This window comes from Paradesulfitobacterium ferrireducens (assembly GCF_017310645.1).
GTDB classification, from domain to species: domain Bacteria; phylum Bacillota; class Desulfitobacteriia; order Desulfitobacteriales; family Desulfitobacteriaceae; genus Paradesulfitobacterium; species Paradesulfitobacterium ferrireducens.
The window spans coordinates 43,103-57,689 of record NZ_JAFLRH010000040.1 but is presented as its reverse complement, the minus strand read 5'-3'; the positions used below and the strand labels follow the sequence as shown (position 1 = coordinate 57,689).

17 protein-coding genes are annotated in these 14,587 nt (G+C 48.9%); all 17 read right to left on the bottom strand.

Annotation, left to right across the window (positions count from 1 at the left end; translation table 11 throughout):
• Window positions 1-2: 2 nt before the first annotated feature.
• The 17 genes from cysC to J0X21_RS12915 all read right to left on the bottom strand — a co-directional run bounded on the left by cysC (window position 3) and on the right by J0X21_RS12915 (window position 14,498).
• Window positions 3-611 carry an adenylyl-sulfate kinase gene (gene cysC / locus J0X21_RS12995; protein WP_206812631.1) on the bottom strand — a complete coding sequence of 203 codons (609 nt, stop codon included), beginning with the start codon at window positions 609-611 and terminating at the stop codon, window positions 3-5.
• An 18-nt stretch (window positions 612-629) separates the two neighbouring features.
• A complete protein-coding gene (locus J0X21_RS12990) occupies window positions 630-1,859 on the bottom strand; it encodes an O-acetylhomoserine aminocarboxypropyltransferase/cysteine synthase family protein (RefSeq protein ID WP_206812630.1) in 1,230 nt (409 codons plus the stop codon).
• A complete protein-coding gene (locus J0X21_RS12985) occupies window positions 1,859-2,098 on the bottom strand; it encodes a sulfurtransferase TusA family protein (protein ID WP_206812629.1) in 240 nt (79 codons plus the stop codon). The genes J0X21_RS12990 and J0X21_RS12985 overlap by 1 nt, the downstream gene beginning before the upstream one ends.
• Window positions 2,099-2,297: 199 nt before the next feature.
• Window positions 2,298-3,164, bottom strand: coding sequence for a 4Fe-4S binding protein (locus J0X21_RS12980; protein WP_206812628.1), 867 nt, complete (start codon window positions 3,162-3,164; stop codon window positions 2,298-2,300).
• Window positions 3,165-3,188: 24 nt separating this feature from the next.
• The gene (locus J0X21_RS12975; protein ID WP_206812627.1) at window positions 3,189-3,635 is read right to left on the bottom strand and encodes a M67 family metallopeptidase; all 447 of its coding nucleotides are present in this window, start codon (window positions 3,633-3,635) and stop codon (window positions 3,189-3,191) included.
• Window positions 3,636-3,656: 21 nt separating this feature from the next.
• Window positions 3,657-4,463 (bottom strand): molybdopterin-synthase adenylyltransferase MoeB, encoded by an 807-nt coding sequence (gene moeB / locus J0X21_RS12970; protein WP_206812626.1) that lies wholly within the window; start codon window positions 4,461-4,463, stop codon window positions 3,657-3,659.
• Window positions 4,463-4,675, bottom strand: coding sequence for a sulfur carrier protein ThiS (gene thiS, locus J0X21_RS12965; protein WP_206812625.1), 213 nt, complete (start codon window positions 4,673-4,675; stop codon window positions 4,463-4,465). Before thiS ends, moeB begins: the two co-directional genes overlap by 1 nt.
• Before the next feature lie 29 nt (window positions 4,676-4,704).
• On the bottom strand, window positions 4,705-5,493 hold the full coding sequence (locus J0X21_RS12960) for an ABC transporter permease (protein ID WP_236006251.1): 789 nt from the start codon (window positions 5,491-5,493) through the stop codon (window positions 4,705-4,707).
• A gap of 307 nt (window positions 5,494-5,800) precedes the next feature.
• Window positions 5,801-6,595 (bottom strand): FTR1 family iron permease, encoded by a 795-nt coding sequence (locus J0X21_RS12955; RefSeq protein WP_206812624.1) that lies wholly within the window; start codon window positions 6,593-6,595, stop codon window positions 5,801-5,803.
• Window positions 6,596-6,818: 223 nt separating this feature from the next.
• Entirely contained in the window at window positions 6,819-7,016 is a 198-nt protein-coding gene (locus J0X21_RS12950) for a hypothetical protein (RefSeq protein ID WP_206812623.1), read from the bottom strand.
• Window positions 7,017-7,064: 48 nt separating this feature from the next.
• Complete coding sequence (locus tag J0X21_RS12945; protein ID WP_206812622.1) at window positions 7,065-7,817, bottom strand: cytochrome c biogenesis CcdA family protein; 753 nt, start codon at window positions 7,815-7,817, stop codon at window positions 7,065-7,067.
• A 15-nt stretch (window positions 7,818-7,832) separates the two neighbouring features.
• Window positions 7,833-8,321 carry a hypothetical protein gene (locus J0X21_RS12940; protein WP_206812621.1) on the bottom strand — a complete coding sequence of 163 codons (489 nt, stop codon included), beginning with the start codon at window positions 8,319-8,321 and terminating at the stop codon, window positions 7,833-7,835.
• Window positions 8,322-8,393: 72 nt separating this feature from the next.
• Window positions 8,394-8,807: a helix-turn-helix domain-containing protein gene (locus tag J0X21_RS12935; protein ID WP_206812620.1), complete on the bottom strand. Its 414-nt coding sequence runs from the start codon at window positions 8,805-8,807 to the stop codon at window positions 8,394-8,396.
• 204 nt (window positions 8,808-9,011) lie between these two features.
• A complete protein-coding gene (locus J0X21_RS12930) occupies window positions 9,012-11,717 on the bottom strand; it encodes an FAD-binding and (Fe-S)-binding domain-containing protein (RefSeq protein WP_206812619.1) in 2,706 nt (901 codons plus the stop codon).
• 371 nt (window positions 11,718-12,088) lie between these two features.
• Window positions 12,089-12,859: a helix-turn-helix domain-containing protein gene (locus tag J0X21_RS12925; RefSeq protein ID WP_206812618.1), complete on the bottom strand. Its 771-nt coding sequence runs from the start codon at window positions 12,857-12,859 to the stop codon at window positions 12,089-12,091.
• A 230-nt stretch (window positions 12,860-13,089) separates the two neighbouring features.
• Window positions 13,090-13,365: a CopZ family metallochaperone gene (locus tag J0X21_RS12920; protein ID WP_206812617.1), complete on the bottom strand. Its 276-nt coding sequence runs from the start codon at window positions 13,363-13,365 to the stop codon at window positions 13,090-13,092.
• Between the two features lie 41 nt (window positions 13,366-13,406).
• Window positions 13,407-14,498 carry a PepSY domain-containing protein gene (locus J0X21_RS12915; RefSeq protein ID WP_206812616.1) on the bottom strand — a complete coding sequence of 364 codons (1,092 nt, stop codon included), beginning with the start codon at window positions 14,496-14,498 and terminating at the stop codon, window positions 13,407-13,409.
• Window positions 14,499-14,587 lie beyond the last annotated feature (89 nt).

The following is a 14,587-nucleotide window of genomic DNA, read 5'->3' as shown; positions in this document are numbered from 1 at the left end:
CATTACCCCTGTTCAACATAGCGTTCCGATGTGGCACTTAGCCATCGGAGCACCTTACTGACGCATTCCGCCAAAGATTCTTGATCCGTATGCACAACCAGCTCCGGATTCTCCGGCCTTTCATAAGGTGAGCTGATCCCTGTAAACTCCGCAATTTCCCCCGCCCGGGCCTTTTGATACAAGTTTTTTGGGTCTCTGGCTTCACACACAGCCAAGTCACAGTCCACAAAAATTTCAACATAGTCTTTGCCCAGCAGCTGCCTGAGCTGGGCCCGGTCTGCACGCAGGGGAGAGATAAACGCGGCCAGCACAATCAGCCCTGCATCCACCAATAAGCGGGCAACTTCCCCCGTTCTACGGATATTTTCCTTGCGCTCGGCGGTACTGAACCCCAGGTCTTTATTCAACCCTTGCCGCAAATTATCTCCGTCCAGGGTATAAGTAAGCCTGCCCTGAGCATTCAGTTGTCCGGCCACAGCATTCGCCAGAGTTGACTTGCCGGAGCCGGACAGGCCGGTAAACCATAATACGACCCCTCTTTGACCCAGGATCTGCTCCCTGTCCTCCCTGCAAACACGGCTTTCATGCCAGAAGATATTAGTACCTTCCATCCTTTATCCTCATTCCCCTTAGATTTGACTTAACGCCTGAGCAAAATCTTCCACCAGATCTTCCCCATCCTCGATTCCTACGCTGATGCGGACCAAATCCTCATACACACCCATGGATTCTTGGTCTGCCGGGGAATTCGCGGCATTAATGGTGGAAGCCGGATGAATAACCAAGGTCCTAGCGTCTCCGATATTCGCCAGATTGGCAGCATACTTCAGGTTGTTAATCAGCTTAAATGCGTTTTCTTTACTCCCCATCCGAACCGTAAGCAGTCCTCCGTATCTGCCGGCAAACTGGTCTGTTGCTTGATCGTGATCGGGATGATCATCCAGGCCGGGATAATTTACAGCCCCGGCTTTGGCATGTTTGTGCAAATACTCTGCGAGCTGAGCGGCATTGGCGCATATTCGTTCCATCCTGAGTCCCAATGTCTCGAGGCCGATCAGGTTTAGATAGGCGTTAAACGGGGACAAACAGGCTCCAAAATCTTTGAACAGCCCTTGGCGCAGTTTCGCCAGGTAGACAAACGGACCAAACTTCGAGTAATCCTTTAAGGCCGGGTATTTGGCAAAATCCCACTTGAATTTTCCGCTGTCAATGATGATACCCCCGATTGAATTCCCACTTCCGTTAATGTATTTCGATGTCGAATGGAGCACAATATCCGCTCCCAAGGTAAGAGGCTGTACCAGATAAGGTGTGGTCACAGTATTGTCGACAATGAGGGGGATGCCGTGCTCATGCGCCAGTCGGGCCAACTTTTCAATATCCGGGACATCCAGTTTGGGGTTGCCGATCGTTTCGATATACACGGCCCGGGTCTTAGCATTGATCAGGCCGGCATAGCTTTCTATCTTGTTGTCCCGGGCATATCTCGTGGTAATCCCGAACTGATCCAACTCAGAAAACAAAGAAAACGTCCCGCCAAAGATTCCGCTGCCGCAAACAATTTCCTCACCGCTCTTCAGAATGTTCATCACAGCCAGGGTAATTGCGGCCATCCCGGAAGCACACGCCACGGCGCCCAAGCCTTGTTCCAGGTGAGCCACCCTTTTTTCCAAAGCCTCAACCGTAGGATTATTTAAGCGCGTGTAAAGATAGCCAAACTCCCTGCCTCTGAAAATACGCTCCAATTCCTCAGCGCTCGCGTGGGCAAAGGCCGAGGACTGATAAATTGGAGCCGCCGTAGCTCCGGTTCCTGGGTCAGCGCTGTATTGGCCGTGAAGAAGCCGGGTATTAAACCGCATTATAATCCATCCTTTTCGATAAAGACGGTGAACGTTCCATCTTCATTTTTTATGACATCAATCACCTTGTGCCCTTCATCTTTAAAACTCCGGGGCACATTTTGAATCGGCTCCCCGTCATTCATTCTTACTTCTAAAATCTCCCCGGACGTCAGTTCCTCCATGGCGATCTTAGCCTTGACAAAGGTGATGGGACAAATGACATCGGTGATATCAATAAAGCCGTCTCTTTTAGACATTGGGATACCTCCTGCTTTTAAAACTTATCGGCAAGCTGCCTTGCCCGATACGCTCCACCGGAGCGTATCGCCTTCGCCGCGAAAGCAGTCTTTGTAGTTTGCGGCTTCGGCGTAACTCTCCACTGGAGACTTACGCTCTGCTCGACGGTTCACTCTACAAGGCATCTTGCCTGACTTCTCAGATGATACTCTCAATTTCCTATTCTTCTATCTCACGCAATTCTTGCTCCAACAGCTCCCATCCTACTCTCTCTAAAGTGACCCGGAAACGTTCTCCCGGCTTGGCATACTTGGCGAAAAAGCCCATCGTGGCGTCGATAATGCTAAATAGCTTCTCTTTCGAAGAAATAAGCGGCAGGATTTGCTTGGCTACAGCAATTTTATTGCCGAATGTTCCACCGAAATAAACGAGAAATCCGGATTTCCCGTGCCAAGCGCTTACCGGGCAGGATTTGACACATTTGCCGCAGTAAATGCACTGTTCTTGGTCAAAAAATAAATTCCCATCCTCTTTAGCTACTTTGATCGCTTTTACAGGGCAAACCGCTTCACACAAGCCGCAAAAACTGCACCTGGACTCGTTCCAGACAGGCTGGACGCCCCCTTTAATGCCAAAGTCGTTTTCCTCTGCTTTCAAGCAATTATTACTGCATCCGGTGACGGCAAGTTTGAACTTATGCGAGAGTTCCTTGGCAAAATATTTTGCATCCAGCTCCTTGGCCAGGGCTGTCGTATCAATCCAGCCGCTGGGGCAGATCGCACTGCCCTGGCAGGCGGTCACCGTTCTCACCCTGGGACCGCAGGCTCCCGGCTCCAGTCCCGCCTTGGCCAGTTCAGCTTTAACCGTTTCAATATCCTCGAGCTTGATAAACGGGATCTCTATTCCCTGCCTGGCTGTAAGATGGACATATCCCTGGCCATAGTCCCGGGCAATTTCATAAATTTTGTTTAACTGTTCCGCCCCGATTTTCCCCCCCACTGTCCTTAGCCGCATGGAGAAGCAGTCCTTCTGCACCTGCCTCATAAAGCCGCCGGCTTTTAAGGCTTTATAATCTACCTTGCCCATCACTCACACCTCTTTCGTCTAAATCTAACTGAAAGCTTTTTCCTCAAAGCTGTCGTTTCCCGAAAGGATCGTTATCGGTTCTTCCTCTACCTCTCTCTCCCGGATTCTGAAACTCTTCAGCACCGGTTTCTCTTGGTCACGTAGGGATAAGATCAGGTAACTGGCCTCCGGATCATAAGCCAGGCGCATATCTTCGGCCGAGGGCCGTGCCGGAGTAGCCGGGTGGCTGTGAAAGTTGCCTAACACAACCAAACCGCTTTTTCGCGCATCCTTCATGACGTCAAACTGCTCACGGGGATCCATGGTAAAGTGCTCCGGGCTTTGATCCATATTGGTTAAGCCATACACCTTCTTTACAATTTTTACATCTTCTTCAATACTCCCAACCAACAGGCCACAGGCTTCCAGCGGCAGGGAGTCCAAAGCATGGGCTAAAATCCGCCGGTAATGTTCCTTGGTAAGAATAATCATCTTCGCACCCGTTTCTGTCCTTTATAATTCACACGCACGCTGTTCATAATCGATTAAATCCTTGAGTGTGGGATTTTCCCCGCAGACCACACAATTCTTGCGGGAGGCAAGAGTCACGGTTCTAAATTCCATTTCCAAAGCATCGAAGACCAAAAGCCTTCCGGTTAAAAGCTCTCCGATTCCGAGCAGATATTTAACAGCCTCGGTCGCTTGCACCGTCCCAATGATGCCTCCCATTACACCCAGAACACCGGCCTCCTTACAGGTGGGAACCGTGTTGGGCGGCGGAGGATTTAAGAAGACACAGCGGTAACAGGGGCCTTGACCGGGAACATAAGTCATGGTCTGCCCGAAGAACTTGATAATCCCGGCATGGGAAAACGGTTTGTGTAAAAGGACACAGGCATCGTTAATAAGAAATTTGGCCGGAAAATTATCGGTTCCGTCAATTATAAAATCATAGTCCTCATCTTTTATGATATCGGTTATATTGGCTGAGCTAACCCATTCCTGATACGTCACCACGTTGACATCCGGGTTCAGATCATTGATCGCTTCCCGGCCTGATGCTACTTTCGGTTTTCCTACTTTGGTGGTCGAGTGGATAATTTGCCGCTGCAGATTGGATAAATCCACCGCATCGGCATCTACCAGCCCGATGGTGCCAACACCCGCCGCTGCCAGGTACAGGGCCGCCGGCGCTCCCAGTCCGCCGGTGCCGACAATTAAAACTTTTGACTCCAGAAGCTTGATTTGACCTTTCACTCCTACTTCGTTCAAAATGATGTTTCTGGAATAGCGCTCCATTTGTTCATTAGTGAATTTCATCAGAGTGCTTGCCCCCCTCCCATAAAATACAGAAACTCAATTTCATCCCCGTCTTTGATTAAGGTGTCTTCAAAACTGCCGGCAGAGATAAATTCATTATTGAGTTGAACCGTCACATATTCCGGCGTCCGCACTTGTTGCACCACCAGCAATTCTTTTAACGAGATTGCCTTTTCCAATACAACTTCATTGCCATTCACTTTAACGATCACTTTTTCTACCTTCCTCTCTGAATTTCATCCTAGTCCAGTCCCCAGCGGTAACGGATATTGGCTTCCAATCTCTCGAAAACAAGCTTGTTAACCGTTAAACCGAGAATGATGATCACCACCATAATGGCAATGATCTGGTTAATGTCCGCCCTCTCCCTCCCCGCCACCAAAATTTCACCCAAGCCATTAACCTGTGTCAGCATCTCTCCGGCAATCAGTCCCCTCCAAGCGAAGGCCCACCCCTGCTTCAGGCCCCCGATTATTTCCGGCAAAGCAGCCGGGAAAACTACGTTGCGATATGTTTTCAAGCCTTTGGACCCCATTGTTTGGGCGGCTTTCAAATAGATGGATTTAACATTTTTGATTCCTGATTCAACGGCAAGGGTGATCGCGAATGTGGAACCGATCACGACCACAAATAATATAGTGCTTTCTCCTAGTCCGAACCAGAAAATGGCCATGGGAACCCAGGTAACATTCGGTAGAGCTTGTAATCCCAGCAGCAAAGGACTTAGGTTTTCCTGTAAAGATTTATATCTCAACAGGATGAGCGCTAAGAAAAACCCCAGTACCAGGGAAATACCGAAGCCAAAGGCTAAACGTATAACACTTGTCAGGACCGCGCTTCCGAGGGTATGATCCTGTATCAGTGTTAGAAAAACTCGCATAATCTTAATTGGGGATGGAAATCCATCCGGCTGCCAGGCCTTGAGATAACCGACGCCCAACCTATAAGCCAATTCCCATATAGTGATCAGGACAAAGTAAAATATTATCTTTCTCCAGATCCCAATCGCTGTCATACTCGACCTTGGCAACCCTTTCACCTCTCTTGCCTACACCGTCAAGAACCAAACTTATAGCCTTTACTCCAATTACAACCGTGTAAGTACTCCGATTTGTTTACTGTGTTTTAAGGGTTAAAAATATAAGGAGATTCACCTCCTTATGGGATAGTATATAATTCCTATCGGTTTTTATGACATTATAATAAACGTAACTTTGTTAGTCAATGGGTAATAGAAAAAAACCGCATCCGTGCAAAATGTGCCTGATGCGGTGGGATATACGCGAAACCGCTCAACGATATAATTAGAGTTCTCGCATTAGAAACCTTATTTATCTTTAGTGTGTGGATATTTTGCGTTGCATAAACATCTTGCCCACCAGGACCAAATACAGAGCATAGGCGAGCATTTGCATCAAGGATGGAGTGCTTTCATAGCCAATAAAAGCATGGAGGAGCTTTCCAAGGAGGCTGCCATCTGAAATCAGCCATTCCAGGCTCCATACCGATTCAATAATCTGCGGCACAATGCCCAATTCTCCCAAACCATGAATCGTGTGTGAAACCAAGCCGGCGGCCACAAAGATTAGGAGCCAGCCCGTGATCAGGAAGAACTTTCTTAAATCTAACTTTACCGTTGTCTTGAATAGCAAGGCGGACAAAAATGCCGCAATCACTAAGCCGATAACCGCTCCAGCCAGCAAACCTTCCCCTTCAACCGCCCCTAAAAAGAGCGCGGTTTCTATCCCTTCCCGGATAATCGTGACAAAAGCTAAAACTGCGATACCCCACACCTGATTGTCCGATAAAGCTGCGTCCAGTTTCGTCTGCAGCTCTCCTTTAATGTTCTTGCTCTGTTTTTGCATCCAAACCACCATGTACGAAAGCACACTGATCGCAATAACGGCTACCGTCACCTCAAATATTTCGGAAGCCACGCCTTCAAACTGAATTTTGGCCGCTTGGATAATGAAAGCAGCCACTACACTTGAAATCATTCCGGCGGCCGAACCAAGCCACACATACTTATAATACTTCTGCTGATTAATCTTGGTTAAATACCCTAACAAGATGCCAACGACTAAAAAAGCTTCCAACCCTTCCCGAATGGTAATCAGAATCCCTGCAAGCATTATCTCTCTCCTCCTTGGTTATGATAATCATTCTCATATATGATTATAAGAGAAAGATATGAAGATTTAATGAAGAAGTTGTGAATTTTTATGTATACCTATTTGTTTACTGGGGATATCTCAAGCTAAGCGTATTGAAGCTAAATAAACGTCCGGTTACCCGGACGTGTTATTTAGTCGAGTAAATTTACTCAATTATTCAACGTACTGTGAGTTAATAATCCTACTTCCCTCCATGGCTTGTATGCCCATCGTGATCCGCTTGTTCTCCACGTTTGTATCTGTCGTGTTGATCATGCCCGCCGTGGCCGCCGTGACTGCCATGGCCGCCGCAACATCCGCCCGCACCGGAACGGTGCATAAAGAGCATAACTACAAACATTAGTATCACCCACCAATATTGGCTCAAAAATTCTACCATAGTCTTTCCACCTCCTTAAGCACATTCATAACTATTACCTAATACTGTTTACATGCCGATTGGCAGACGGGGCATGAAACGGGCCAGGAAACCGGTTACTTCGGTCAGCTGATTGGTATATAGGATGTAGGCGATATAAAGCATAAGCAAGCCCGCCACCCTCTCAGCAACCACTTGCTTGGAACGAAACCGTTTTAAGACCTGCGTAACTTTCGTAAAGGACAGGCCTGCCAAGGTATAGGGAATTGCCAACCCCACTGAAAAGAAGAACATCACAACCATTCCGCTTAAAGGGTTTTGGGTAGCCCCGGCTAACGCCAGAATGGTAAGCAGGGTGGGGGCAATGCAGTGCGAACAGGCGATCGCGAACAACAACCCCACAACAAAGGACGCCCACGCGCTCCGGGTAGACTTGGTCCGAATTTTTTCGAAGAAGGCAGGTTCCCAGTGCAAACGGCTGAGGAAAGGCAGGTCAAACAAGCCCAACATTTTGAGTGCCAGAATTAAGACAACCGAACCTCCCAGAAGACTGAGCAGCCATTGCCAGCGGTTTAACCAGGATGCAAATTCACCGGCCAAAGCTCCCGCTGCAATGAAAACCAAGGCAAAACCAGCCACAAAAGCAAAGGTGTTCTTCATCACCCTGCGCCGGAGAGCGCTGTCAAGGGTCGCATCTTTCAGTTCGGAGACGGTTAAGCCTGTAATTAGGGAGAAGTAGACTCCCAGCATCGGAATGATGCAGGGTGAAAGAAAGGACAGGACACCGGCAGCAAATGCCAGAACCAATAATGTCACACTCACTTGTCCTTCTCCCTCCTAATAGACCCAGGAGAAAGTTCTGGCCTGAGTATTGCCCACATTTTCTAAAATTATGGACAAACGGCTGCCCGTTTTGAGCTTTGTCAGTTCTGAGGCTTGGGCTGTAATCTCTGCTGAGACGTGATGACCTTCCCCGCTTGTGTTGGCAGCCTTAATGCTTGCCGGAATTTCAATGCCGTCAAGTTGCAGCTTAAGATTGCGGGAGAAATCGAAGCCATCGAGGTTCAGGGCATGATTATTCAACTCGATTCTAAATTTTTGCATTCCAGCTTGAGCATCTTGCCTCTCCCACTTAACAACGACCTGAATTCCTCCTTGTTCATCGATCACCGGATTCGCCTGGGAAACCGGGGCTGGTGTTTGCGCCGTGCCCGTGCCGGACAAAGCATTTGAGCCTGTGCTGCCCGCTTTTGCAGCCGTTAGTGCCCACCAGACTCCAACTAAAGCTACCGTCACCAGACAGGCAATGATTACCTTTACTTTCACAAGCACATGCCTCCATTACTCTATTTGGTAGTATAGGGGCCCACCCTATTTAGAAGCCCTAAAAAAAGAAGTTCATTGCACGCCGGTATAGGCAAATTTCCTGAATGTCTGGTAAAACTTTAGATACAGTTCCTGCTTGGTTTCTGAATTAAACGACATCCCGGCAATTTCTTTTAAGATTCGCTGCAACAAAACATTACTCTCCAACTCTTCGCGGACGCTTAAAGGTACCTTTCCCACCATTTCAAAAAGGTTATTCTCATCCAAACCGTAAAACTCAGCTAGCTCACGCATGAGGTTGTCGTCGGGCATCTTACGGCCATGCTCAATTTCCGAAAGATAGGAAGCATTGGTGCCCACCTTGCAGCTAACCTGGGCCAGGGAGAGATCACGGCGCAGACGCAATTCAAAAAGATACTGTCCCAGTCTTTTCAAACCTTCCATGGACTGTTTGGCAGAAGGTTTTTGCCGATTCACATTAATCATGTTTGCTTCTCCTTTCTCTTTTCAAATAGTGTACCTTTTCCGTTTGAATTAGGAATGAATAAAATATGAATTTTTGATGAAAAAAAGAAACACAAACCTTACGCCCTTAAGAACCTTACATCCTCAAGAATTGCAAAGTTTGTGCTTAAACGTATAATCACTACTTTGATTAAACGCTTTCTAAATCTCTCTCGTGATTTAAGCTTACTTACTTGCCTCAGCGGGCACAACTATCGGGGCCAAAACGCTGTCTTTAAGAAGCTCAACACACTGGGCCATATACGCGCCGATTTTCTCAGACGGATCTTTGGTTTCAATTCCGAGAGCTTTAGCTACCAGTTCGGTCAAATCCATTTGCTGAACTGCGGTGCCCATGGCATGACAAGTCGCGTTGAACTGGGAACCGCAGCCGGCACAGTTGGTCACCAGATATTCCGCTCCAGTCGCCACCGCTTCTTCGACCCGTTTCATCCCGCTATGCGCCACAGAAGGCAGCGAATCAAAGGCCGAAACCAGGCCGCAGCACAGTCCTTCCTCTTTGATATGCTCCATTTCCCGGAGTTCAATCCCTGGGATCGCGCGGATCACGCTGCGTGGTTCATCATAATGTCCAAACCAGCGTCCAACATGGCATGAATCGTGATAAGTGATGCTATGGTTGAGGGGCGCGCTAAACTTCAGACGGCCATCGGCAATCAGTTCGCTCAGGTAGACGACGATATGCTTGAAACGAATATTGCATTCCAGCCCCATCTCCAAAGCCATGTGCGGGTAGTTCTCATTAAAAGTGGCATAACAGCCCGGGCACGAAAAGACGATCGTATCAATCCCTGCTTCATTGAACATTTCCAAGTTGCGCCGGACCAAGGCCTGGAAGTCCTTCTTGTATCCGCCCAAGGCCAGATAGAGGCCGCAGCAGCGCTCCCGCTCCCCAAAGTGCACAAAAGGAATGTTCAAGTGATTAAGAATCCGGGTTGCGTTTTGGGCCATGTTGTCCATGATAGTACCCGCCCAACAGCCGGACCAGTAAGCGATCTTGCCGTGAGTTCCGGTGGGAACATCCAGCCATTTGAGTCTCTCTTCCGCCGGGACACCCCAGAAGTTGCCGGTAGTGAGCACATTGGTGCGGATAATGTCCAAACCCGTGTTTTGGAGTTTGTTCTTATTAAACTCATAGCGCAAAGACATCCAGTGATGGGCATTGTGAGCCCTGATCTGACAGACGGTGTCGCATTTCTTGCAGGTGGTGCACGGGTAAAGCGCGCGGCCTACTTCATCGTCCATGGGAATTTTCCCTTTAATATATTGGTTCAGGATAAAATACTTGCCGCGGGGAGAATTGCTTTCCCAGGGAACGGCATCAAACACAGTGCACACATTGCGGCAGTAACCGCACATCGCACAGGAAAAAGTATCGTCCGTAAGGTGTTCATCTAACGGAGAGCTAAAATTGTCGGACTGCCATTTGCTGAGCAAGCGCCCGGCTAGGCCAATCAAGCCGCTGCCCGCATTTGCAACTTTCATAGCGGCCGTCAGCATTTTGGTGGGAGACTGCTTATCTAAGGAGGGAGGAACGATTTTACCCGGGTTCATAATTCCCTTCACATCAACCGCTTGCTTATACTCCCAAATTTCTTGCAGGCCCTTCTCCCCGTAAAAGGTTTTCGCCCTGTCTGTGAAGTACATCCCTACCGCAAAGACCTTGCCGCCGAGTTTTTCCCCCGTATCAATGACATCGAGAGCACAGGCGTAAGCCAGGGGGAATCCGAGCTTGCGCTCGTCAGCGAGCATAAAGCCGAGGATCGAGATATGGTCGGGTCCGACCATTGTGCCCTCAAGAGCGAATTCCCCCTTGAACTTCCGCTCTACTTCCCCGACAAAGTTGGCTACTTCTTTCACCGGCACCACCACTTCACTGGCGACCAGGGTGGGTCCGAGCTTCTTAAAGCGCATCGGGTAGAATTTATCCTCCCATTCCTCAACAGCCAATTTCTCGCGCATGATTTTCCCGTTGTGAGCAGTGGTCAGACGCAGGATATGGTTTTCCACGGCTGAACGGCGCGGTTTCGGAAACACCATGGTCACAAGATATTCGTCTTCCGGCAGAACGTAGTGCTCAAGAGCCTTCTGTTTCAAACCCGTAAAAGCGGGGGTCGCCAAGCTCACATTCCAGACTTGGACCCGTTCCCGGGATAAGTCACGCAGGAAACCGGACGCGCTCTCTAAGTCCGGGAAGGCAGATAGAATTACACTCTCCTCATCTTTCTCCCGCACTTTGACCGTAATCCGGACAATGAGACCGGTGATTCCACACAGGCTGTACACCTTACGCAAGTCTGAGCCGGAAAAAGTTTTGATTTCACCGTCAGGCAAGACCACCTCAACCGAGACGATATTCTGACCACAGTCTCCGTATTCGTAGCTCCCATACCCACTGCCTCCTTGCGCAACCCAACCGCCCACCGTCGAGCTGTTGGAACTGGAGGGAAAGGCGCGCAGAGCCAGGCCGCGCTCGCTTAGTTCCTTTTCCAGATTAATCCAAATAACACCAGGCTCGACCGTAGCGGTCTGATTGACCGTATCAATCTCCAGGATTTTGTTCATGCGCACAAAATCCACCACAAGTCCGGCCTTGGCAGGGACACTGCCGCCAAAGCCCGCACTGCCAGCGCCCCGCGGAACGAGCGGGATCTGTTCTTCACGGGCGATTTTCACCAGCGCAACGACTTCTTCAGCACTGACCGGCTGGAGCACACCGTCCGGTGTACACTGAATCATGGCCCGTATTTGTTCCGGCATAATGCCCATGTCATGGGAGTAGACGATTCGCTCAACCTTGTTGAAACGGACGCGGTCCTCGAAAATCTTTTTTATTCGGCCCATCTGAGCAGTTGTTAAGTTGTTTTTCATAAAACTTCTCTCCTCTCGTTGTTATCGGTAAAAACTCCTGCCTTTTGCTGCAAACTTGCGCGCCTTAGAGCTAAGTTAAATAATCCCAACTAGCCACCCCCTTGTGTTAAGTATCACAAGTACGAACACCGAGACATTGGTTTATAACTGTTGCCCTAATACTAAATTTAGGTTCAAAAAAATATTGAGCATTTGGGCGCAGCAAGATCTTGCAGTTAGTGGTCCCGGCCTCCTTTTGAACCTTGGTTCAAAATAAATGAACCTATTCTTAATTCTCGCTTATTAGTTCGACGTCGCAAAACAATATCCTGCTATTGTTTTAATAAATTTGAACTTTTTTTCATAAAGTGAAGCTGCCTTTGTCAAGACCCCTACTCCAAAAGAGCCCGATTACGCTTGTAGAACTGAATGTAATTGAGGATGAATTTCAGATCCCCTGCTTCTAAATCCCTAACCGCCCTCAGCACCGCCTGCACCCGTGGGTCCCCCAGCAAGGCCAAAACCTCTGAGTTTAGGGATGATACCAAGTTTTCTACGTCTTCCTGCTCTAAAAGAAAATAGCAAACAGAAACGCCCAAGGCTTTGGCGACATTTTCTAAGGTATCCAAGGAAGGCTCGGCCTGATCATTTTCGATTTGGCTTACCATCCCCGGGCTGATCCCAGCTTTATCTGCCAGGGCTGCACCCGTAAGCCCTCTTTTCTCCCGCTCCCGCCGCACTCTTTCCCCGATGGATACGATATCAGCGGACTTTTCAAGGAAATAGCGTACAGTCACACTGAGAGCCTCAGCCAAACGGTCCAGAGTCTCCAGATCAGGCTCCTGGCTTCCGTCTTCATAGGCTTCAATTTGCTCTACCGGTATTCCGGAAAGTTCGCTGAGATCCTCAATGCTCAGGCTCCTTCCCCGGCGAATAAAGCGAATTTTCTCTCCATATACCCTCTCGCTCCCGCTCCCGAAAAGGTATGTCGGAGAAATGTTTAGAACATCAGAAAGTTTTTTAACCATGCTGACAGAGGGTTTTTTTACTTCGCGCTCAATCGCGCTTAAAAAAGAACACGATACCCCTAATTGATCGGAGAGCGCCTGTAAAGTTAGTCCTCTCTGTTTGCGAAAATCGCGGATCGTTTTGCCCAAGCCCATGCTGCATTCACCCTGTCTCTCAGTTTTAATCGTTGCATTCAACATGACTATATCACATAGTTATGAGAAAAGGTAGAACCTGCATCCGAAGCAACTGCCTATGTCGATTCAGCGTAAATGTCAAAAGGACACCCATCCTCGTGATAGGTGTCCTATACAGCCAGGCTGCAAAACCCAGGGTTCCAATGGCTTATCCCTTAAAAGCCGATTAGATGCTGACGGCATAATCTTTACACTAAACCTGTTACGAAATATCCGGCATCGTCGACAGCCTGGATTAACAAAGCTCTGTCCACCAGCCCCAATACTACCGCTTGCTGGCGCAGCAAGTTGACTTGAGCCCCGGTCACTCCGGGAACGCTGAGCAAAGCCCTCTCTACCGCTGCCTTGCAATGGCCGCAAGTCATGCCTTTAATCCTTAAGACTATTCTGTCCCGGCTTAAAAGTGTCGGATTTCTCCTTAGACTATGTCCGCCATACGACTGTCCATAGCTGCCTCTGGGCATTGAACTCACTCCTTGCACTAGTCAGTTTCAAGGTGTACGGGTTATTTCACTTTAACAGTGCTGACAATCGGTCCGTGCCATGTTTCGAACCAGACTTGCCCGCTGTAACCATTGACGTTGAGTTCAGCATAATCTTTGCCGTCTTTCATTACCATGAATTCGTAGTAGCCGGGAGCCGTCTCCGGGCCTTCCAGGCTATATTCTTGACCCAGTTTTTGCACAAAGCTTTGCGCGGTTTGTCTCGCCTGGTCGGCACTAACCGTGAGGCTCCCGCTGTTGCCCCAATTCATATGGCCGTATTTCGTATTCCACATCACGTTTGGCCCCATCTCAGCGTACACGTAGCCGCCGTTTTTAGAGATTACGAACTCATAAGCTTTGGCGCCGGTACTGGCATCCTTCGCTTCTACTTCAAAGGAATCTGCGAATTCGTGGAGTTCGTCAACAGCCAAGTCCGGACTTGTTTTTTGCAGATAGGCATTAGCCAGTGCTTCGGCTTGCTCGGCTGCAGCTACTTGTCCGTTGCTAAGATCAACCCCTAGGTTTTGGGCGTTATACCCTCCACCCATCATGCCGTAGCCTCTGGCTAATCCTGCTCCGTTGGGCCCGCCAAAGCCTCCCATCATCCCATAGCCTGCACCGTAAGCGCCGCCCATCATGCCATAGCCAGTTCCGTACCCTAAATCGTTAGGCCCAGTGAAACCTCCCATCATCCCATAGCCGCCGAACCCGTACTGCCCGCCTATAGAACTGTTTGGGGAAGAATTAGGCGTGCTGGAAATCACAGCTTTTGCTGTGGAAGATGTATTTTCTTTTGCTGCAGGATTTTGGGTATTCGACTGCTGCTGACCGCCCTGTTCGTTGGACGAGGGTGCGCTGGCCCCAGGCGCACCGGTTTGTGCAGCTGAATCAGGGAGAGTCTGGCCCGGTTGCGCAGTCTCACTCTTTTGTCCAGAACCGGAAACTTGAACACCTGGGTTAGCTCCCTTGTTCTCAGAAGCGACTGTCTGTGTTTTGGCCTTCAAGCTTTGGCCCAAGGAAAAGTTTGTCCCGGAGGCCAAGGCTAAAGCACCGCCGGAAAGCACCAGAGTACCTGCTAGAACCATTCCCAGCGTCCATTTATTCCTTTTCATTCTTTTATTCCTCCATTCTTTGCTTAAAATCCGCTTCTATGCTTAAACTCAATTTATCTCGAAACACCTGAATTTTCTCGTGTTGCTTG

Coding starts and splice junctions, on each gene's coding strand:
- cysC (WP_206812631.1), bottom strand. CDS start 611: ATGGAAGGTACTAATATCTTCTGGCATGAAAGCCGTGTTTGCAGGGAG.
- J0X21_RS12990 (WP_206812630.1), bottom strand. CDS start 1,859: ATGCGGTTTAATACCCGGCTTCTTCACGGCCAATACAGCGCTGACCCA.
- J0X21_RS12985 (WP_206812629.1), bottom strand. CDS start 2,098: ATGTCTAAAAGAGACGGCTTTATTGATATCACCGATGTCATTTGTCCC.
- J0X21_RS12980 (WP_206812628.1), bottom strand. CDS start 3,164: ATGGGCAAGGTAGATTATAAAGCCTTAAAAGCCGGCGGCTTTATGAGG.
- J0X21_RS12975 (WP_206812627.1), bottom strand. CDS start 3,635: ATGATTATTCTTACCAAGGAACATTACCGGCGGATTTTAGCCCATGCT.
- moeB (WP_206812626.1), bottom strand. CDS start 4,463: ATGAAATTCACTAATGAACAAATGGAGCGCTATTCCAGAAACATCATT.
- J0X21_RS12955 (WP_206812624.1), bottom strand. CDS start 6,595: ATGCTTGCAGGGATTCTGATTACCATTCGGGAAGGGTTGGAAGCTTTT.
- J0X21_RS12950 (WP_206812623.1), bottom strand. CDS start 7,016: ATGGTAGAATTTTTGAGCCAATATTGGTGGGTGATACTAATGTTTGTA.
- J0X21_RS12935 (WP_206812620.1), bottom strand. CDS start 8,807: ATGATTAATGTGAATCGGCAAAAACCTTCTGCCAAACAGTCCATGGAA.
- J0X21_RS12930 (WP_206812619.1), bottom strand. CDS start 11,717: ATGAAAAACAACTTAACAACTGCTCAGATGGGCCGAATAAAAAAGATT.
- J0X21_RS12925 (WP_206812618.1), bottom strand. CDS start 12,859: ATGGGCTTGGGCAAAACGATCCGCGATTTTCGCAAACAGAGAGGACTA.
- J0X21_RS12920 (WP_206812617.1), bottom strand. CDS start 13,365: ATGCCCAGAGGCAGCTATGGACAGTCGTATGGCGGACATAGTCTAAGG.
- J0X21_RS12915 (WP_206812616.1), bottom strand. CDS start 14,498: ATGAAAAGGAATAAATGGACGCTGGGAATGGTTCTAGCAGGTACTCTG.